The 18,049-nt window shown below is 65.4% G+C and carries 17 protein-coding genes; 3 read left to right on the plus strand and 14 right to left on the minus strand.

Going from position 1 to position 18,049, the window contains the following annotated elements; translation table 11 throughout:
• Positions 1 to 37: 37 nt before the first annotated feature.
• The 4 genes from BA190_RS34260 to BA190_RS34275 all read right to left on the minus strand — a co-directional run bounded on the left by BA190_RS34260 (position 38) and on the right by BA190_RS34275 (position 4,835).
• Complete coding sequence (locus BA190_RS34260; protein WP_068299498.1) at positions 38 to 1,816, minus strand: acyl-CoA dehydrogenase C-terminal domain-containing protein; 1,779 nt, start codon at positions 1,814 to 1,816, stop codon at positions 38 to 40.
• Between the two features lie 18 nt (positions 1,817 to 1,834).
• Positions 1,835 to 2,275 (minus strand): MerR family DNA-binding transcriptional regulator, encoded by a 441-nt coding sequence (locus BA190_RS34265; RefSeq protein WP_082980258.1) that lies wholly within the window; start codon positions 2,273 to 2,275, stop codon positions 1,835 to 1,837.
• Positions 2,276 to 2,418: 143 nt separating this feature from the next.
• Positions 2,419 to 2,655, minus strand: a complete 237-nt coding sequence (locus BA190_RS34270; RefSeq protein ID WP_068299502.1) for a hypothetical protein — start codon at positions 2,653 to 2,655, stop codon at positions 2,419 to 2,421.
• Positions 2,656 to 2,741: 86 nt separating this feature from the next.
• Positions 2,742 to 4,835, minus strand: a complete 2,094-nt coding sequence (locus BA190_RS34275; protein ID WP_068299503.1) for a caspase family protein — start codon at positions 4,833 to 4,835, stop codon at positions 2,742 to 2,744.
• A gap of 85 nt (positions 4,836 to 4,920) precedes the next feature.
• Here BA190_RS34275 and BA190_RS34280 point away from each other — a divergent pair, with 85 nt between their 5' ends.
• Entirely contained in the window at positions 4,921 to 5,607 is a 687-nt protein-coding gene (locus tag BA190_RS34280; protein WP_068299506.1) for a class I SAM-dependent methyltransferase, read from the plus strand.
• Here BA190_RS34280 and BA190_RS36370 read toward each other — a convergent pair.
• Positions 5,595 to 6,269: an outer membrane protein gene (locus BA190_RS36370; protein ID WP_068299507.1), complete on the minus strand. Its 675-nt coding sequence runs from the start codon at positions 6,267 to 6,269 to the stop codon at positions 5,595 to 5,597. The two genes, BA190_RS34280 and BA190_RS36370, sit on opposite strands and share 13 nt — an antisense overlap.
• A gap of 98 nt (positions 6,270 to 6,367) precedes the next feature.
• Entirely contained in the window at positions 6,368 to 8,302 is a 1,935-nt protein-coding gene (locus tag BA190_RS34290; RefSeq protein WP_082980259.1) for a caspase family protein, read from the minus strand.
• A 308-nt stretch (positions 8,303 to 8,610) separates the two neighbouring features.
• Here BA190_RS34290 and BA190_RS34295 point away from each other — a divergent pair, with 308 nt between their 5' ends.
• Positions 8,611 to 9,303, plus strand: a complete 693-nt coding sequence (locus BA190_RS34295) for a hypothetical protein (protein WP_082980260.1) — start codon at positions 8,611 to 8,613, stop codon at positions 9,301 to 9,303.
• Positions 9,304 to 9,308: 5 nt separating this feature from the next.
• Positions 9,309 to 9,719 carry a hypothetical protein gene (locus tag BA190_RS34300; RefSeq protein WP_068299556.1) on the plus strand — a complete coding sequence of 137 codons (411 nt, stop codon included), beginning with the start codon at positions 9,309 to 9,311 and terminating at the stop codon, positions 9,717 to 9,719.
• Positions 9,720 to 10,055: 336 nt separating this feature from the next.
• Here BA190_RS34300 and BA190_RS34310 read toward each other — a convergent pair whose 3' ends face one another.
• From BA190_RS34310 to BA190_RS34345, 8 genes are all read right to left on the minus strand, one after another.
• Positions 10,056 to 10,640, minus strand: a complete 585-nt coding sequence (locus BA190_RS34310) for an amino acid synthesis family protein (RefSeq protein ID WP_068299523.1) — start codon at positions 10,638 to 10,640, stop codon at positions 10,056 to 10,058.
• Between the two features lie 44 nt (positions 10,641 to 10,684).
• Positions 10,685 to 11,269 (minus strand): amino acid synthesis family protein, encoded by a 585-nt coding sequence (locus tag BA190_RS34315; RefSeq protein WP_068299527.1) that lies wholly within the window; start codon positions 11,267 to 11,269, stop codon positions 10,685 to 10,687.
• A 1-nt stretch (position 11,270) separates the two neighbouring features.
• Complete coding sequence (locus BA190_RS34320; RefSeq protein WP_068299530.1) at positions 11,271 to 12,143, minus strand: UPF0280 family protein; 873 nt, start codon at positions 12,141 to 12,143, stop codon at positions 11,271 to 11,273.
• A complete protein-coding gene (locus tag BA190_RS34325) occupies positions 12,140 to 13,654 on the minus strand; it encodes a 6-hydroxynicotinate reductase (protein ID WP_068299533.1) in 1,515 nt (504 codons plus the stop codon). Before BA190_RS34325 ends, BA190_RS34320 begins: the two co-directional genes overlap by 4 nt.
• Positions 13,655 to 13,769: 115 nt before the next feature.
• Positions 13,770 to 14,132, minus strand: a complete 363-nt coding sequence (locus tag BA190_RS34330; protein WP_068299537.1) for a hypothetical protein — start codon at positions 14,130 to 14,132, stop codon at positions 13,770 to 13,772.
• Between the two features lie 204 nt (positions 14,133 to 14,336).
• The gene (mprF, locus tag BA190_RS34335) at positions 14,337 to 16,979 is read right to left on the minus strand and encodes a bifunctional lysylphosphatidylglycerol flippase/synthetase MprF (protein ID WP_068299540.1); all 2,643 of its coding nucleotides are present in this window, start codon (positions 16,977 to 16,979) and stop codon (positions 14,337 to 14,339) included.
• A gap of 112 nt (positions 16,980 to 17,091) precedes the next feature.
• The gene (locus tag BA190_RS34340) at positions 17,092 to 17,454 is read right to left on the minus strand and encodes a helix-turn-helix transcriptional regulator (RefSeq protein WP_068299543.1); all 363 of its coding nucleotides are present in this window, start codon (positions 17,452 to 17,454) and stop codon (positions 17,092 to 17,094) included.
• A partial coding sequence (locus BA190_RS34345) for a Smr/MutS family protein (protein WP_068299546.1) occupies positions 17,451 to 18,049 on the minus strand: 599 nt, incomplete at its 5' end. The genes BA190_RS34345 and BA190_RS34340, both read right to left, overlap by 4 nt.

An 18,049-nucleotide genomic window follows, 5' to 3' on the forward strand; every position in this document is an offset into this window, starting at 1 on the left:
GCATGTCGCTGAGATGCCTGCGATCCCAGGAAAAAGCTCAGAACGCCTCGGCCGACAGGGCCATCACGTCGCCGGCACCGGCGGTCACGCGAGCCAGGCGCAGCCCGGTTTCCGGCAGCAGCCTGTCGGCGAAGAACTTCGCCGTAACCAGCTTGTTCTTGGCAAAATCGCTCTCCCCCTTCGCCAGGGCCGCCTTGGCCATCTGCGCCCACATATAGCCCAGCGCCACCAGGCCGAAGAGATGCAGATAATCGGTCGAGGCCGCGCCGGCATTGTCCGGCTTGGCCAGGGCATTCTGCATCAGCCACATCGTCGCCTGCTGCAGATGGCCGGCCGAAGCCTTCAAGGGCGCAATATAGGGTTTCAGGGCCTCATCCGCCTCATGCGCCTTGAGGAAGCCGTTCAATTCGCCGAGATAGGCCATCATGGCGCGGCCGCCGTCGCGCGGCAGCTTGCGGCCGACGAGGTCGAGAGCCTGGATGCCGTTGGCACCTTCATAGATCAGGGTGATGCGGGCATCGCGCACGAACTGTTCGACGCCGACCTCGGCGATATAGCCGTGGCCGCCGAACATTTGCTGGCTATTGATCGCATTCTGCAGGCCGTTCTCGGTGAGGATGGCCTTGGCGATCGGGGTCAGCAGGCCGAGGCGATCGTCGGCGGCCTGGCGGGCGGCCGCATCCGGCGAACGGCGGTGGATGTCGGCCTGCAGCGCGGTGGCAAGCGCGAGGGCGCGGCCGCCTTCGTTGAGGGCGCGGGCCGTCATCAGGGTGCGCCGGACATCGGGGTGCACGATGATGGGATCGGCCGCCTTGTCGGTTTCCTTGGCACCGGTGAGCGCACGGCCCTGCAGGCGGTCACGAGCATAGGAAGCCGCGTTCTGGGTGGCGACGTCGCCAAGCGCCAGGCCCTGCATGCCGACGGCCAGCCGCGCCTCGTTCATCATCACGAACATGGCGGCGAGGCCCTTGTTCTCGACGCCGACGAGATAGCCGGTCGCCTCCTCATAGTTCATCACGCAGGTCGCATTGGCGTGAATGCCCATCTTCTCCTCGATCTTGCCGCAGGAGACCTTGTTGCGGGCACCGAGGGAGCCATCGGCATTGACCAGATGTTTCGGGCAGACGAACAGCGAGATGCCCTTGGTGCCGGCCGGCGCGCCCTCGATACGGGCGAGCACCAGATGGACGATGTTGTCGGCAAGGTCATGCTCGCCGGCGGAAATGAAGATCTTGGTGCCGGAGATCTTGTAGGAACCATCGCCGGCGGGCACGGCCTTGGTGCGGATCAGGCCGAGATCGGTACCGCAATGCGGCTCGGTGAGGTTCATGGTGCCGGTCCATTCGCCGGCTATCATCTTGGGAAGATAGGTCTGCTTCTGCGCGTCGCTGCCATGCTCGAGCAGAGCCGCAATGGCGCCCTGGGTCAGGCCCGGATACATGCCGAAGGCCAGATTGGCGCCCGAGACGAATTCCTGCATCACCGAGTTGAGCACGGAGGGCAGGCCTGCCCCGCCATATTCCGCGGGCGCCGGCAGGCCGACCCAACCGCCTTCGCGATAGGCCTGGTAGGCCGGTTTGAAACCATCCGGCGTCGTCACCGTACCGTCGTCGGAACGGATGCAGCCTTCACGGTCTCCGCTGGCATTGAGGGGCTGGAGCAGTTCCTCGCACATCTTGGCGCCTTCGCCGAGAATGGCGCCGACGGTCTCCGGCGAGACGTCCTCGAAGCCGGGAAGATTGTTGTACCTGTTGATGTCGAGCACATCGTTGAGGAGGAACATCACATCCTCCACGGGAGCCTTGTAGCTGGGCATCGGTCTGCTCCTGTTGAACTATTTCTGCTGGCGGCCGAGACGGCCGCGCACGATGTCGCGCGCATGGCTGAGTTCGGCATAGGCGTGGTCGATGTCGCGGCGGCGACGGTCGAGCTCGGCGAGCTTCTCCTCGAACCGCTCGAGGGCGACGCGCAGCTGCGTGGCCTGTCCATCGCCGAGATCGTAGAGGTCGAGCATCGACTTGACCTCCTCCAGCGAGAAGCCCACGCTCTTGCCCATCAGGACGAGCTTGAGGCGCGCACGATCGCGACGGGAATAGATGCGCTCCTGCCCCCGCCTGGTGGGGATCAGCAGGCCCTTCTCTTCATAGAAACGCAGGGTACGCGAGGTCACCTCGAACTCGGTGACCAGTTCATGGATGGTGAACTGTTCCTTGCGCTGTCCACCCTTGCGCAGGTCGGCTGCTTCTTCGGCGAATGCCATCTCGCTCAGTGACATCGGAGACCCCCGCTTTGCAGATAATGGGGAGATACATTCAGTTTACGTTAACGTCAATACACGATCGCGAAAATGTGTAACCACCTGGCTCTGGCGACCGCAGCACGGCCCCGGCGGGCCTGGGCATGCCCGATGCGGCCGCCTCAATGTCCGCCGTCACCCCAGCCGCCATGCCCGCCGCCGATTTGAGCATCGGGGCCGCCGGGATCCCACTCCGACGCCGCAAAAATGAAAGAGAGCGGGCGCGAGCCCCGCCGCCTGGAAAGGCGCCGCCGCCTCTCCCAGGCCGCTGAACCCCACAGGATGGCAACCACCAGCCCCAGGCCGACGAGCAGCCCCCCCATGGCCAGCAAGGCCGTCGTGTAGATGTCGTTTTCCATGCTGCCTCCCGGTATCCCCCGAAAGCAAAGGCCGCTTCCGCAGGAAGCCTAGCTGAAATCGACACAAGGTCCACGCCGACGCCGCTCTACGGTACGGTGGCAACCTCGGCAAAGGTGACCCGGTCGCGTGCGACTTCCTGGCGTTGCGGCGGGGTCAATCCCGCCTCGGCCTTCTGCACCAGGCTTGGTCCGAACAGGCTCTCATCCGGCCAGTCGCGCCAGGGATTCGAGGCCATGTCCAGGCCGACGACCCCGCCCGACATATTGTAGACGAGGGGCCCGGAATTCTGGAACCCGTCAGGAATGGCGGCAAGATTCACCTTCCTGCCGGTGGCGAGTTCATACACAAAGCCGCCCTTGCGCCCGCTCAGATCCGTCGTCCGGACATAGCGCCCGCTTGGATCGAGCCCGTCGACCTTCTCGTTCGTCGTCTTGACTTCGGTCATCTCATCGCGGGCGAGATCCCAGATCTCCAGGAGCCCATCGCCCAAGCCGATGGAAGAAGCGCCGATCAGATATTTGCGTGTGGGATCGCACAACACGCGCTCGATGGACGCATCGATCGAGCGCAGATGGGTGGTGCGGCTCTCGCGCAGGTCGAATATAGCCACCGCATTCCCGCCGGGTGCCTTCTGCGCACGGATCAGGTCGGCCTGAAGCCTGAGGCAGATCGCATCATTGCCGCCGAAGACGGCGGAAGCCACTTTCGAGGCGTTGACCTTGCCAAGGCCAAGCGCACTTTCCTTGATGCGGATCATGGGCTTGCCCGTGGCGACGTCCGTGACCGTCAGGAACCCGGAATTGTCGCCCGCCAGCAGCAGACGGCTCTCATCCGGACTGAAATCCATCATGGAGACCGCGCCTTCGCGCGGCAGGTCGAACAGCTTGGTGCCATCAAGCCCGTTCAAGACCGAGACCTTGCCGGAGGAGCTCACGGCGAGGAACTTGCCGTGTGGGCTGAACAGCAGATTGCGGGCGCCCGTCTCAAGAGCCAACCTCGCCACGATCTTGCCCTTGTCCGTCGACCACAAATCGAGTTCCCCGGACTGGTAGTCGGCACTGGACGCCAGGAGGCCAACGCGGTCCAGCGGCGAGACGGCAGTCCAGAGGATGGTCTTGCCCGTGTCGACGGGCAGCTTGATCTGGCGGCTCTGAACGGCGGTGTAGAGCGCCAGATAGGCCTTGGGAAAGCGCTTCAGCGCAGTATCGTCCGACTGGGAAGGCAGCCCCTTCAGCGCCTCGATGATGGCCGCCTGCTTGTCACTGTCCTGGTAGAGCAGTTCCAGCGAACGGGTGGCATGATTGTTGGAGACCGACTGGGCCTCGGCCAGGGTCTGGCCGCCGCCGAGCTTGAGCTCGTCGGTCAGCGAGGACTTCATCCAGGGTGTCTGGGCCCAGTCGGTCTCCTCCCCCACCGCCTTGGTGACATCGCTCATGATGCGCTGGATCGAATAGCCGGAGGTGCCGACCGCCTTGACGAAGGCGCCGGTGAAGGGGCTGAGCTCACCCTTGCCGTCGAGCGCCACCGCATTGGGCGAGGTGGCATAGGCCACCATCAGCCCGCGCGCCTGCACGGCACCGGGCGCCGCCGCAGCCCCCGCCCCCTCGACCCGGGCAAGGCCGCGCCCGGTCGAGACCGAAAGCCCGGCCTGGCCGCCCTCGGCCATCGGATTGTTGCGGCAAGCATCGAGGAAGACCAGCGTCGCCTTGGCGCCCTTCTGCAGGGTATCGACGATCGGCTGCACCGGCACGAAGCCATGCTGGAGATCCTTCGAGGTGGCATCGGTGGCCACCAGATAGTTCTCGTCCCTGATCTGGATGCCGTGACCGGAATAATAGAACATCGCCACATCGGCCCCGGCCGCACCGGCATAGGCGGTGGCAAGGCAGTTCTGCAGGCTCGCGCTGTCGGCATCGCCGGCGAGGAAGACCTCGAAGCCGAGCGCCCCCATCGCCTTGGCCACGGCCTGCGCATCCCGAGCCGGATTGGGCAGGGCAGGAATGCCGTTGCCATAGACGCCATTGCCGACGATCACCGCCACCCGCTTGCCGCTCGCCCCAACCGGCGCGGCTCGGTGCTCGCAGGTGCCGGCGGCGTACGCGGAACCGCCCGGACCGGTTGAAAGAATCCCTAAGATCGCGATGAATGTGATGGCAATCAGGCCATGAACGCTCTTCATGATTCCCCCAGACTCACGCTTGCTTCCCTGAGGTCAGCGCGAAGTTTGACGTAAACACGGCGGAAGGTCGAGCCTCCGGATAGGCATGCAGGACTACGAGAAACGATACCGGGAACTGCGCGCAGCCGGCCTGCCGGGCTGGGCCGGCGACTGTCATGCCGGCAACCGGCTGAAGCTCGCTGCGATGTTGGACGACCTTCAGCAATCCGGTCTCCTGCCGCCTGCCCCGTGCCCTGCCCTCGAACTCGGCTGCGGCAATGCCGCCATGGCAGCCCTGCTGCTGGCCGAACGCGGCTACGGCGTGCACGGTATCGACATTTCGCCAACGGCCATCGGCTGGGCCCATCAGATCTTCAAGGCCGCCGGGCTTGGCGGCCATTTCATCCAGGGCGATGTGCGCGCCATGCCCGATTTCGGTACGGCGTCCTTCGCCCTGGTCTTCGACGGCGCCTGCCTGCATTGCCTGATTGGCGCAGACCGCGGCCTTTGTCTGGCAGAGGTTCGCCGCATTTTGGAGCCCGGCGGCATCTTCGTCGCCAGTACCATGTGCGGACCGCCGCGTTCGCCCGAAGCCCGCTCCCGCTATGATGCGGAACGCCAATGCCTCGTCGATGTCGGCATTCCCACACGCACGCTCAGGCCCCTGCCGGCCCTCCTGGCGGAACTGCGAGAGGCCGGATTCGACATCGTGGACCGCCGTATCCGCCGCAACCCCTGGTGGGATCACGCCACGATCGTCGCCCGCCCGGCCCCTCTCCTTCAGAACTTGTAGCTCACGCCGAGCAGGGCCGTGGTCTCGTGGAAACGGACCTTGCCCGGATTGGCCGCCCGGATCCGCCATTTGCCGAAATCGCTGTAGCGCACCTCGCCACGCACCGACCAATTGTCGTTGAGGGCATATTCGAGGCCGGCGCCGACGGTCCAGCCGGCCCGGGTGGTGCTGGCCGAAAAGGCCCCGAGGCCGGGCGCGTTGACGTTGTATTTCTGATTGGCGAAGGCGACGCCGGCGGTCAGATAAGGCAGGAAGCGGTCGAAGGCATAGCCGACCCGTCCGCGGATCGAGCCCTGCCAGTCGCTCTTGAAGCGGACGCTGTAGGGAACGGCACCGGCAACGCTATGATGCGTCTTCGACAGGGAGGTATAGTCGATGTCGCCTTCCAGGCCGATCACCAGATTGTTCTCGAACTGGTAGTTGTAGCCGGCATGCAGGCCGCCGATGAAACCGGTGCTGTTGAAATTCTGACGATAGCCGCCCGTATCGGCACTGATCTTGGCATTGCCGAACACGGCGCCGGCATGGGCACCGACATAAAAGCCGGTCCAGCTATAGGGGACGACCGGAGCGATCGGCTCGGCCGTGGTGTAGCCGAGGTCGGCGGCCAGGACCGGGGTGGCGCTCGCCAGGAGGGCGGCTAGGGCAAGACGCAGACGCATGGGACAGTTCCTGTTGGGCATTACTGTCCTGTTGATGGCATAGCCTGCGATTCCTGCCTGTATCGTCAGAAACAGGCCAGATCCGCCAGCGAAGAGGCTTATTTCGCCAGAACGAAGGCTTGCAGCGCCGCCAGCGTGTCGGCTCCGTAGCTGCCGTCGGGGGCACGATTGAGCAGGCCGGCCTTGGCCAGCCGCTGTTCGACGGCCTTGCGCAGTTGTGGCGTGAGCGAGGTCGAGGCCTTGTCGATCAGGAGACCCCGGGCCACCGGCGAGCCGCCCCGCAACGCTTCCAGGCCGTAATCGGCCGCCCTGCCGGGATCGCGCTTGATGCCGCCTGCGCCCGCCATCAGGAAAGGTATCAGGCTGGCCTTGGCATTGAGGTTGCCGATCGCCGCGGCCCTTTCGAAGAAATCCGCTGCCCTGCCGAAATCGCGCGGCCCGCCAATGCCGTTGGCCGCCATGTTTCCAAGCATGACGTTGCCATCGCCATCGCCCAGTTCGGCGGCGCGCTGGAACAGCTTGCGGGCCGTGGCGAAGTCCTTCACCGCGCCGGTCTGGCCGAGCAGCACATAGCCGACCCGCAGCATGGTCTGGGTGTGCTCGGTCTCGACGAGCCTGTCGATCCATTGCCGAGCCTCGGCGGCATTCTTGGGTACGCCCGTGCCCTGCAGATAGAGCACGGCCAGGAAGCCCATTGCCTGCGGGTCACCGGTGTCGGCGGCCTTCCGATACCATTGCGCCGCCTGCACGGCATCGCGCGGGCGACCGGTGCCGTTCTCGAACTCGATGGCGATATTGCGCATGGCCGAGATATTGCCGGCCGCGGCGGCCTGGTCGAACAGGGCCACGGCACGCGGCAGGTCCGCCGGCCCGCCTTCGCCCGTCTCCAGCATCAAGGCCAGGTCCGACATGGCCGAGACCGAGCCGGCGGCGGCGGCCTTGGTCAGCAGGTCCCGCGCTTCGGCATCGCTGCCGGCGACATCGAGCGCCCGCGCCAGCTGGAATTGCACCCGCCGATCCTCGGGAGCGGCCGCCAGGGCCGCCCGGCAGGCCTCGACGGCCAGCCGGGGCTGGATGCGGTTGAACTCGACACCGGGCACGCCGGAGGGGCGGTCCATGTCCTGCGGCGAAGCCGCCATCTTGTCGCATCCTTCCAGCGCGGCCCGGGCAGCCGCGTCCAGCGGCGCGGGAGCGGGCGCCTGCAGCGCGGGCGTGGGCAACACAGGCGGCGGAGTGGTGGCGGCTGCAGCCCCGCCGGCGAAATAGAAATCGCCGAGCAGCGAGAAGGTCACCTCTGGCAATTGACGTTCATTGGTGGCCTTGTAGACATTGGCCGCGACACGCCGGAACAGAGCCCCGATCTCGACCCCAGGCTTGCCCACCTCTCCCAGAAAGGCCGCGGCAAACGGGCTGTTGCGGCCACCGCCATCAGCCGCGACGGCACCGGGCTGGGTGGAATAGGCGATCACGCTGCCGGCCGTCTGCTGGATGCGGGCGAGGCCGCGGCTGATGCCGATCGAGCGGGTCGGGCTCGCCTTGGACAAAAGCTGCTGGGCGAGCGGATTGTCGCGGCAGGCATCGAGCATGACGATACGCACGCCACTGGCGCGCTGCAGATCGGACAGGATGTCGTCGACCCGCGCCATCTCGTAATTGACGTCGCCGACCCCGGTCAGCTTGGCGTCGACGGGCATCAGATAGTTCGCGCCCTGGAACTGGAAGCCGTGGCCGCCATAATAGAACAGCGCCGCATCAGCGCCATCGGCCTCGTTGGCGAAGCGCCTGAAGGCATCGTCCATGCCGCGCTTGTCGAGATCGTAGCCCTCGACCACCGTGAAGCCGACGGCCTTCAGGGCCTTGGCGACATCGGTGGCATCGTTGCGGGGATTGGGCAGCGGCACCGTATTGCGATAGGCCGAATTGCCGATCACCAGGGCAATGCGCTTGTCCGCCAGGGCCGGCGCCGACAGGGCCGTGCAGCAGACCAGCGCGAATGCGAGGCCGGCAAGCATCGGCCGGAGAGAAAATCGCATCGTCGAGGCTCCCTGTCGCTCTTGCGCCGGACCGTCGACCGAAGCCGTGCCATCGGCAATGCCCCAGGGAACAGATCGGGCAAGGCGGCGTCAAGGCCATCTTGCAAGGCTTGGGAAACACCGCGACTGGGACCGCGGACGACACAGCGACATGCTTGCATGTCGCGACGTCCGCCCTTGGAACCGCCTCGTTGGCCGGAGAGGAAGAGGCGAAGGGGACCTAGCCTGGCGACCCAAGGGCTGTTGCCTGAAATCAATATTGACATGACCACAGCGCCACTGACCATATGCCTACGATTGGAGACGTTATGAGCGAGCTTATCGGGGTCGGTCTTTACACACCTGCAGAGGCAGCGCGTTTAACGCGCGTGCCGGCGGCGAAGATCGTTCGCTGGCTGAACGGCCACACGATAAAGGGCCGACCCTACAAGCCGTTGTGGCAATCGCAGGTTGATCTGGAAGACGGTCACACTTACCTCGGGTTTCGAGACTTGATGGAAGTGAAGGTAGCGGCAGAATTCATCAAGCACGGTGTCTCCGCCGTGCGCATCCGGGCAGCTATTGAAGTCGCCCGGGACGTCTACGGTTACGACCATCCGCTTTCGACCGATCGGTTTAAAACCGATGGCAAAGACATATTTCTTCGAGTTATTGATGATATTGCCGATGGTTCGGAGCAAGAAAAGCTTCTGAACACATTTCATCGACAGTACGCGTTTGCGCATATTATTGAGCGCTCGCTGAAGGGCGTGGAGTTCGACGATAGCGGTGCACCATCGCTCTGGTGGCCTGTCGGTTATAGAGAGCGGATCATTGTCGATCCGGCTCGGTCGTTCGGGCAACCTATTGATGAAGCCTCCAGTGTACCGACAAGCGTTCTTGCTGCTGCTGCACGTGCCGAAGGCGCTGGACCAACTGCGCGGGCGTTTGACGTACCCCTCACGTCCGTAAAACGAGCGATGAAATTTGAAGCGCTGCTTGAGAAAGGCCTCGCTGCTTGAACGTCATGTTCGACAATTGCACTTCACCTGTGCTCGCGTCGACGTTGGACGGATATATTACGCACCTCGGCCATCGGGCATTTCACATAAAGGATGTCCCTGGATTGCCAGGTGGACGGAATGCGAAAGATGTCGATTGGATCAATCATCTTCGTAGCTCGCCCGAAGTGTGGATCTTCGTGACCGGGGATAGCCGAGTGCTAAAGAACCCGGCGGAAAGGGCTGCGCTGCGATCAGCGGGCTTACACGGCTTCGTGCTGGCACCAGCATATCAAAAATCGCCAAGCCATTTGATCGCTTCCACCATCGTTTTGAAGTGGCCAGAGCTTGAGCAGTTTACCAAACTGGTTGCGGCGCCTTCAATGTTTGAAATTCCCATTGGGAAGAATACAAAGCTCAAGCAGATCAAGTGGTGAGTATCTGCTTTGGATCGAGGCTAGATCCAGTATGAGCAGCCAGACAGCTGACAGGAGCAGGCAAGCTGCCGAAATCTACGGCAGACAAAATGTCTACGACAATTTGTCTGCCAAAGTGCTCCATGAACTTTCATCCTCCAAGACTCCAATGGAAGCCAGGGAAGAGGTCGATCCTCTGATCGCAAGGAGCGAAATGATGTCGGAGCAAACAGGCATCTAACTGCGGTTGGGCAGCGGCAATATCCACGTTGCAACCAGGCTATCCGGAAAGTTGGCGGCGTTACAAGATTTCGGCAACACCCTGACTGGGACTGCGAACGTATCGCTGTCGGTGCACTATCGCAAGCCGTCCTCGCCCTTGATCTCGGCCTTGGTCAGGCCGCCGACACGCGGGAGGGGGCGCCCGCTGTCGGTGACGACGATGGCGACCAGGATCTCGTCGGCACGGGGGGCATCGGGCACGCGCACTTCCATGGCGTCGAAATGGCTGCGCACATAGGCCGCGTCCTTGTGGCCGAGCGGCACGTCGAGGACGCCACCGAGGCCGCAGCGCTTCTTGGCCGACGGGATCAGGGCCGCGCCCTTGCCGAGCACCTTGCGCACCGGCGTGCCCATCCTGGGGTGCAGGATGGCAGCGGCATGTTCGAGCTCGCCATTCTCACCCACGGCCGCAGCCTTGCCATAGCTCTCGGCATCGGGCCCTTCGATGCCGAGGGCGTCGACCGCGCGCTGCGTGAGCAAGGCGCCGAGTTCCTCGCCGATCTCCACCAGCGGCGTGAGATCCTCGACGTAGCGGCCGGCGAAGGGATTGGCGATCACCGCGATCGCCGCCGCCCGCCTCGTCGGCGGGTCGACGGGACGGTCCATCTCGCGCCTGGTTTCCTCGACGAAGGTGACGAGCTTGCGGATGCTGGCGGGCATGGCGGCGTTTCCTTTCCAGATTGGATTGTGCAGGTCGCGACGGCTTACCGCAGCCCGTCCAGGCCCTTGACATCCTTGGCCGCGAGGCCGCCGACGCGGGCATGGATGCGTGCCCCCGTGGTCATCACCAGCACCAGCAGGAGTTCGTCGGCCTTGGGCCCATCGGCGAGGCCGACTTCCAGGGCGTCGAAATGGCTGCGCACATAGGAGGCGTTGATATGGGTGACGGGCACGTCAAGCCGGGTGCCGGGACCGCCGAGCTTCTTGGCCGACGGCACGATCGCCTTGGCGTCCCCCAGGATCTCGCGCATGGCGTAGCCGCCGGGCACATGCCAGAGCGCGCCATGCTCGAGCTCGCCGGCAGAGCCGACGATGGCGCCTTTGCCATAGCCCTGGACATCCCCGGCCTTGCCGCCGAGCGCCGCCAGCAGGGCGCCAGCCATCTCGACGCCGAGCGGCTTGAGCTCCTCCATGAAGGGCGCGATCTCCTCGACATAGCGGCCCGCAAAGGGGTTGTGGATCACGCTCAGAATGGCGCCGCGCTTCAGCGGCACGGCGCTGACGGGACCGCCTTCATGAAAAATATCTTCGACGATGACGGCACGCTTGCGCAGGACGATTTCGGGCATGTCAGGCGGCTTTCGGTTGCAGCAAAGTGTTGGCAGTCGACACCAGCGCGGTGACGCCGGCAAGATGAAGGGCACCGGCGCGGATCAGCCCGCTGTCGATGAGGTTGCGGGCCTTCGCTTCCCCCGCCCGCAGGGCCGTGGCGATGTCCCCGTCCGAGAGAGGCCCGACGGCACGCGTCACCGGGCGCTCGCCGAGATCGCTGTCGGGCTGAAGGGAGGAAGCCGGAACCCGCAGGATGCCGGGATGGCCGGGGATATCGACGGCATTGGCGATGATGGTGGCGGCCGCATCCGCCGCCGCGGCATCCACGGCCAGCACGGTGACGGCATCGGCGATGCCAAGCGAAAAGCTGCGCCCGCGCCAGCCGGAGGTGGCGATGCCGCCGATCCCCTCGCCCGCCGTGATATGGCTGCGGGCGAACAGACCAGGCCTGTCGGGGCGGTCGACCAGGCCGATGGCGAAGTCCTCTCCCTCGGCGAGATACAGGGCAATGTCGCCGCCATTGTTGACGAAGGCGCGGCGCAGCGGCGCCGCCGCGCACATCGCCGCCAGGATCTCGTCTGCCACGGCACCAGCCACCGCCGCCATCGGGGTGATGAAATGGCTGCCGGCATGGGGCGCGACCGCGGCCTGCATGCGCCGCGCAACCACGCCCTGCGCGGGCACGCTGTCTACCGCCTGGGGCGCCCGCAGCAGCGGAAGTTCCTCGCAGAGCGTCTCGAGCAGCCCGTCGAAACGCTGGATCGCGGCGCCATAGGCCGCCTGCACCGCTGCGGGCTCGGCCTGCGCCTCGATGATGAGGTCGATGGGCCCGTGCTGCAAATGCAGGCGCCTGTTATCGCTCAGGAGCGACGCCTGCGGCCCGGCCCTCATCCGTGCGACCTCCGGGCCGCATGGGGCGCGAAGGGCCAGGGATTGTCGGCGCGCTGGGCGAGGTCGACCCCCTGGCGCAGGCTGGAGAGCGGCCTGACATGGCCCATATGGCCCCCCATCGCCTCGTAATCGTCGAGCCGCAGGGTGAATTCGATCGGCGCCACCAGAGCCGGCGTCGGCACATAGCCGAAGGCATTGTCCGGCAGGCGGGTGACGTCGACCATGAAGGTGATGCCGCCACCGGGCCAGACATAGACGGGGGCGCCGCCGCAGGTGACATAGGTCAGCGCATCCTTGACCGAGCGCGTCAGCCGCACCGGATTTTCGGTGACGCCGGCCCGCAGCGATCCGCCGGCGCCGCCGATGAACAGGACCGTGGAAAGGGCCGGCTCGCAATTCTCGGCAATGCGCTCCACGGATTCGACTAGGGCCCCCGGCAGATCCCGTCGCACCGGTTGCAGCGCCTCGTCGAGCTCGTAATAGCCGTGATGCTCGCCGGTGGTGCTCACCATGAGAAGGCGCAGGCCGGGCCAGGCGGTCTTGGGATCGAACGGGCCGAGAATGGCAAGAGGATCGTCGATATTGGTGCCGCCCCAGCCCGTGCCCGGTTCCGCCACCTGGAAATAGCGCCCGGGGGTGGAGCGCCGCCCCTTGAGCTTGATGCCCGTATCCGGAATGTCGAGCAGCTTGCCGGCCTGGTGCTCGGACAGCACGCCGGTGATGTGGTCGTCGACCACCACCACCTCGTCGGCCTTGCCGAGCCACTGCCGCGCGAAGATGCCGATGGTGGCCGAACCGCAGCCCACCCGCATGCGCTGTTCGAGCTGCCCGTTGACGACGGGCGCCTTGCCGGCCTCGATCACCAGCGTGGCGCCGCCATCCACGGTCATCTCGACCGGTTTGCGATTGCACAGATCGAGCAGGGCATCGCAGGTGACGCGCCCTTCCTTCTTCGAGCCGCCGGTCAGGTGATGCACGCCGCCCAGCGACAGCATCTGAGAGCCATATTCGCCGGTGGTGACGTGGCCGACCGCCTCCCCGTTCACCCGCACCGTGCTCTGCTCGGGGCCGACGAAGCGATCGGTGTCGATCTTCACCTTGACGCCGCAATAGGAGAAGATGCCTTCGGTCACCACCGTAACCATGTCGACGCCCTCGACCTCGGAGGAGACGATGAAGGGGGCCGGCTTGTAGTCGGGATAGGTGGTGCCCGCGCCGATGGCGGTGACGAATTTCTCCGGATTCGGGACCAGGGAGCCGTCCCAGCCCTTGGTGCCGCCGAAGGGCACGAGATCGCCACCTTCGGAAACGGTGCGTTCCAGGAGAATATGCGGATCGACTCGCACCAGCGTGCCGTTGTCGTTGGCATAGCGGTCGCAGGCCCCGGCCAAGCCCGGCTTGATGTAGCACATCACCGGGCAGGCATCGCAGCGGATCTTGCCATCCGCCGAGACCGCCGGAGCCGGTGCCTCGAACTCGCTATGGGCGGAAAACTCACTATAGGATGGCATGGAGCGAGCTCCCGAAGGCGGGTCAAATTCGTTTGTATACTAACAATATTCGACCCGGTATCCCCGTTTGTCAAGGCTGCCGGCAAGGCGTTTATACCTCGGGGCGGGATTGCCCCTATTGTCCGAAGCCGCTTTCCTGAACGGAAATCTCCCTGCAGACCCCACGGTCCTTCTCTCCCACCATCCTCTTGTCACGGATGACTGCCCGTTTGGAGCGATCGATCTCCCATGCCACCGCCCCCTCATTCGCCGTGACCCTGTCGGTCCCGAACTCCGCCTTCACCCTTCGCTCGCTGCCCGTTTCGGGAACATGGACACCGAGCGTTCCCGAAGAGGCGTCGAGTGCGAAATTGAAGATCTGGGGCTCCCCCCGGGGATTGGGAAAACGGCACGACAGATAGGTCGGCGCCGCCCAGGCAGCGGAGAGCGGCAGCAGTGCCAGACAGGTGATCAAGCCGGCTCGCGAAAGCAGTTTCATGCCATGGACTCTCGATTGAGCGGCGCTGCGGCCGCATTAGGCGTTGGGGAATGCGCGCGCCTCGTCATTGCCGGGCTTGCCCCCGACAATCCAGCTCCAAATCCGGCCGCGCCAGGAGCTTTTGGATAGCCGGGTCACGGCCCGGCTATGACAAGTTGAGGATGTTTGCCTCCCATAGAACCGCATTGGGTTGGGCCGGATGTTTCAGGAAGCAGCCGTCACTGCGTTTTTCTCCGGTCCCTTTTCGATCAAGGTGGTGACGTCCTGCAGGATGTGCGGCAGGGCAAAACCGGCCGTACAGGCCAGGTAGCGCGGCTCGAAGCGGGGATTGAAGCGCGCCTTGAAACCGCGCAGCGCGTCGAAATTGGCGATGTGGTCGCCGAAACGGAACAGCAGCGGCGTGACGCGCTGCCAGGCCGGACCGAGATTTTCCCCGGCCTGAGCCGGGTTGGGCGTGAGGCCGAGATCGAAGCGCTTCGCTCCCCGTGCCTTGGCGAGGCGGATGAGGCGAAGCAGCATGAAATCGAGCGTCGAGATGCCGAGCTCCGGCAGATAGCGCAGGATGTCGACGGCCCATTCCTCATTGTCGGCACTGCGCATCACCACGGCAAAGCCGACCACCGCGCCGGCCCGGCGCAGGATGGCGCAATCATTGGTCCGGATCCAGCCGGGCGAGAAACGCCCGACGACGAAGTGGCCTTCGCTTCGCCCGGTACCGGCAAGCCAGGAGCGGGACACGGCCTCCAGCGTCGGCATGATGGTGGCCGTGGCACCGGCCGGAACCAGATCCAGACTGAGGGCATGGATATCGGCCCAGGAGAAGATGGCATTGGCACCGGCATAGGGTTCGTCCGCCAAGCCGGTGAGATCGAGGCTGGCATGGTCGCCGATCGGCGTCAGCGTCAGGCCGGCCTCGAGATAATCGGCCCGCATCCGCGGCGAGGCGGACAGGATCACCGGCCACAGCCTTTGCTGCTCGGCCCTTTCGCCGAAGACCCAGAGCAGGTCCTGCACCATGGCAGGGTCGCCCATCGGATCGCCCAGCGCGATCGAGGAGGCCCCGGCGCGGGCCACCACCATGGCGGCATTGCCCTGGTCGTTGGCGAGCAGCATCTGCCCTGGCAGCAAAGCGAGCCGGGCCTCCGCCGAGGGCACCCGCGCAACCAGGCCCGATATGTCGATCGAAGCGGCCGGCACCAGGGCGATGCCGCCCTTCCAATAAGCGCTGAGGATACCGATGACGACGGCGGCTGCCACGGCCAGGCTGGTCGAGCGCAGGAAGCGCGACATCTCATCGCCATAGCCGAAGGTAACCCACAGCTCCGGCGTGTAGTCGACGAAGCGGAAGGCGAAGAAGCCGATCCATACCGTCACGGCCAGCATGGCGGCGATGGCACCGAGCAGGAGCGGCGAATAATCGATGCCGAACAGCCAGGCACCACGCGGAAAGGCCGGCCGGCTGAGCGCCAGCACCATGAGTGCGCAGCACAGGGTCAGCATGAAGCGCCAGTCCGCGCTGCGCAGCAGGGTGGCGACGGTGGCGATCACCAGGACGATCATCGCGGTACGCCAGGCGGCTTCCATGCGCCGGATCAGGCCGCGCGCCAGGAACAGCAGCGCCACGCCCGAGAGCGATGCGATGATATGGGCCGTTTCCACCACCGGCAGCGGCACCAGAGTGGTGAGCAGGATGCGCCGGGCTTCGGTGGCCGGCACCGCGCCGGTGATCAGCAGGGCGCCACCGGCCAGGAACATGGCGCCCGCCACCAGGATCGGGGCGAGCGGCTTCATGATGCCGGCGACCTGGTCGACCATCTTGCCGACGACATGGCGGCGACGCGCCAGCTCATAGGCCCCCAGGATCGCCAAAGCGAGGGCAAAGGGCACGAAATAATAGATGACGCGATAGAGGATGATGCGGCCGAGCAGATCGTCCTTGGCGATGGTCGGCAGTGCGATCAGCATCGTGGTCTCGAACACGCCGATGCCGCCGGGCGCATGGCTGAGCACGCCGAGGAATGCGGCCAGCACATAGATCACCATGAAGGTGAAGAAGGGTACGTTCGCCGCCTGGTCCGGCAGCAGGATGTAGAGCGCGCCCGCACCGGCGCAGACGTCGAACACCCCGAGCACGATCTGCGCGACGGTGACCTTGCCGCCCGGCAGCGGCATCGACCATCCCTCGACCGCGACCACGCGCCGGCCGGTGGAGACATAGAAGACATAACCGACGATCACCGCGATGATGGCGACGCCGATCGACATGTTGAGCGAGAGCGGCAAATGGTCGACGCCGGCCACCGATCCCGGCACCAGCACCAGGCCGAGCGCCAGCACCGCGCCCATGCCGAGCCAGAAGGTCAGCGTGCATACCAGGGTCAGGGCGGCGATCTGCGGGGCGGAGAGACCGGCCCCGCCGTAAACCCGGTAACGCACGGCGCCGGCGGTCAGCAGCGGCACACCGAGCGTGTAGCTGATCGCATAGGAGGTGAAGGAGCCGATGGCCGCCGTGGAATAGGGAATGTCCTTGGCGCCGATCTGGCGCAGGGCCAGGCCGTCATAGCCGGTCAAGGCGAGATAGGAGAGCGCGGTGAACAGGATCGAGAGGGCGATCGCCACCGTAGGCGTGGCGGTGAAGGCGGCCACCACCTTTTCCGGTTCGACACCGCGCAGGATCGAGGCCAGCACGACGAGTGCACCGACGAACAGGCCGATCGACAGGATCGGCCCGACATAGCGCCAGGGCACGCGACGCAGCAGGCGCCGCACGGTGGAGAGCCTCTCATTCTCAGGCGGCAGGACGAGCAATCTCGCGGTCTGCTTGTTCTCGTCCTTGTTCGCCGTCACACACCAACTCCCGAAATACCGGCTCTTGTCGAACGGCTTGCCTTATGCGCGCAGGAAGACCGAATTGTGAAGAGGGACGCGGTGCGATTTGGCACGCCTGGAGTTCCAGCCTTCATGCGCCATCGATCGCCTTCAATCTTGCCAGCATCGCCTCGACCTCCACCTCGGGCAGTTTCGCGATGTCCTGGGCCAACCGGTTGGCAAGCTCCGTGGCCTGCGGCGTCAGGCCGGCGGTGTCGACCACGACACGCGGATCGGACAGCGCGGCCAGGCGCTGCAGATCCTCGGCCTCGTCCCAGATGATGTTGAAATGAGTGATGATCCGCTGCAGCAGGATCCAGGTCGGCTGCCCGCGCTTGCCATGCTCGAGGGCCGACAGATAGGCCGCCGAGACGCCAAGCGCCTCCGCCATCGCCTTGAGGCTCTGGCCGCGGGCCGCGCGCAGGGCGCGCAATCTGGCACCGAAGGGGGTCATCGCTCGCCGAGCCTGCGGATGCGGCGAAGCCGGACATAGAGGGCGCCGCTGCCGCCATGCCCGTGATGCGCCTCCTCGAAGCCGAGGATCAGCGGCCTGAGATCGGCCATACGCAGCCATTGCGGCACCACGCGGCGCAGCACCCCGCGCTCGTCGCCCGAAAACGCCATGTCACCGCCTCCGCCACCACCCTTGCCGGTGATGACCAGCACCATGGAATAGCCGCGCATCTGGGCAATGGCGAGGAAGCCGCGCAAGGCGCCGTGGGCCTCGGCCTGCCGCATGCCGTGCAAGTCGATCCTGGCGTCGATGGCGCGTGTGCCGCGCACGACCTGGCGCCGCTCGCGCTTGTCGATGGGCGCTATCGGCGGTATCGGCGGCGCGGGCGGCGGCTTGACCGGACGGCTGGCCGCGGATTTCGGCTTCGCGGGCGATTTGACGGGCGTCTTCTCCGGCTCGGGCAGCGTTTCCGCTGCCTTCGTCGCGGCCTTGGCGACGGCCAGCTTGCGGCGACGGCGTTTCAGCGGGGTGATTTCCCGGGTGACGAAGGCCCAGAGCTCACTGTCTTCGGCGGTCAGTCCCTTACGGCGGGGCA

The sequence above is a fragment of the Labrys sp. WJW genome (assembly GCF_001676615.1).
In the GTDB taxonomy this organism is placed as follows: domain Bacteria; phylum Pseudomonadota; class Alphaproteobacteria; order Rhizobiales; family Labraceae; genus Labrys; species Labrys sedimenti.

Bases quoted from the DNA above. Each gene is read 5' to 3' on its own strand.
- BA190_RS34270 (WP_068299502.1), bottom strand. From the start codon at position 2,655: ATGGAAAACGACATCTACACGACGGCCTTGCTGGCCATGGGGGGGCTG.
- BA190_RS34330 (WP_068299537.1), bottom strand. From the start codon at position 14,132: ATGAAACTGCTTTCGCGAGCCGGCTTGATCACCTGTCTGGCACTGCTG.
- BA190_RS36370 (WP_068299507.1), bottom strand. From the start codon at position 6,269: ATGCGTCTGCGTCTTGCCCTAGCCGCCCTCCTGGCGAGCGCCACCCCG.
- BA190_RS34300 (WP_068299556.1), top strand. From the start codon at position 9,309: ATGTTCGACAATTGCACTTCACCTGTGCTCGCGTCGACGTTGGACGGA.
- BA190_RS34260 (WP_068299498.1), bottom strand. From the start codon at position 1,816: ATGCCCAGCTACAAGGCTCCCGTGGAGGATGTGATGTTCCTCCTCAAC.
- BA190_RS34320 (WP_068299530.1), bottom strand. From the start codon at position 12,143: ATGAGGGCCGGGCCGCAGGCGTCGCTCCTGAGCGATAACAGGCGCCTG.
- BA190_RS34325 (WP_068299533.1), bottom strand. From the start codon at position 13,654: ATGCCATCCTATAGTGAGTTTTCCGCCCATAGCGAGTTCGAGGCACCG.
- BA190_RS34275 (WP_068299503.1), bottom strand. From the start codon at position 4,835: ATGAAGAGCGTTCATGGCCTGATTGCCATCACATTCATCGCGATCTTA.
- BA190_RS34280 (WP_068299506.1), top strand. From the start codon at position 4,921: ATGCAGGACTACGAGAAACGATACCGGGAACTGCGCGCAGCCGGCCTG.
- BA190_RS34295 (WP_082980260.1), top strand. From the start codon at position 8,611: ATGAGCGAGCTTATCGGGGTCGGTCTTTACACACCTGCAGAGGCAGCG.
- BA190_RS34265 (WP_082980258.1), bottom strand. From the start codon at position 2,275: ATGTCACTGAGCGAGATGGCATTCGCCGAAGAAGCAGCCGACCTGCGC.
- BA190_RS34315 (WP_068299527.1), bottom strand. From the start codon at position 11,269: ATGCCCGAAATCGTCCTGCGCAAGCGTGCCGTCATCGTCGAAGATATT.
- BA190_RS34310 (WP_068299523.1), bottom strand. From the start codon at position 10,640: ATGCCCGCCAGCATCCGCAAGCTCGTCACCTTCGTCGAGGAAACCAGG.
- BA190_RS34290 (WP_082980259.1), bottom strand. From the start codon at position 8,302: ATGCGATTTTCTCTCCGGCCGATGCTTGCCGGCCTCGCATTCGCGCTG.
- BA190_RS34340 (WP_068299543.1), bottom strand. From the start codon at position 17,454: ATGACCCCCTTCGGTGCCAGATTGCGCGCCCTGCGCGCGGCCCGCGGC.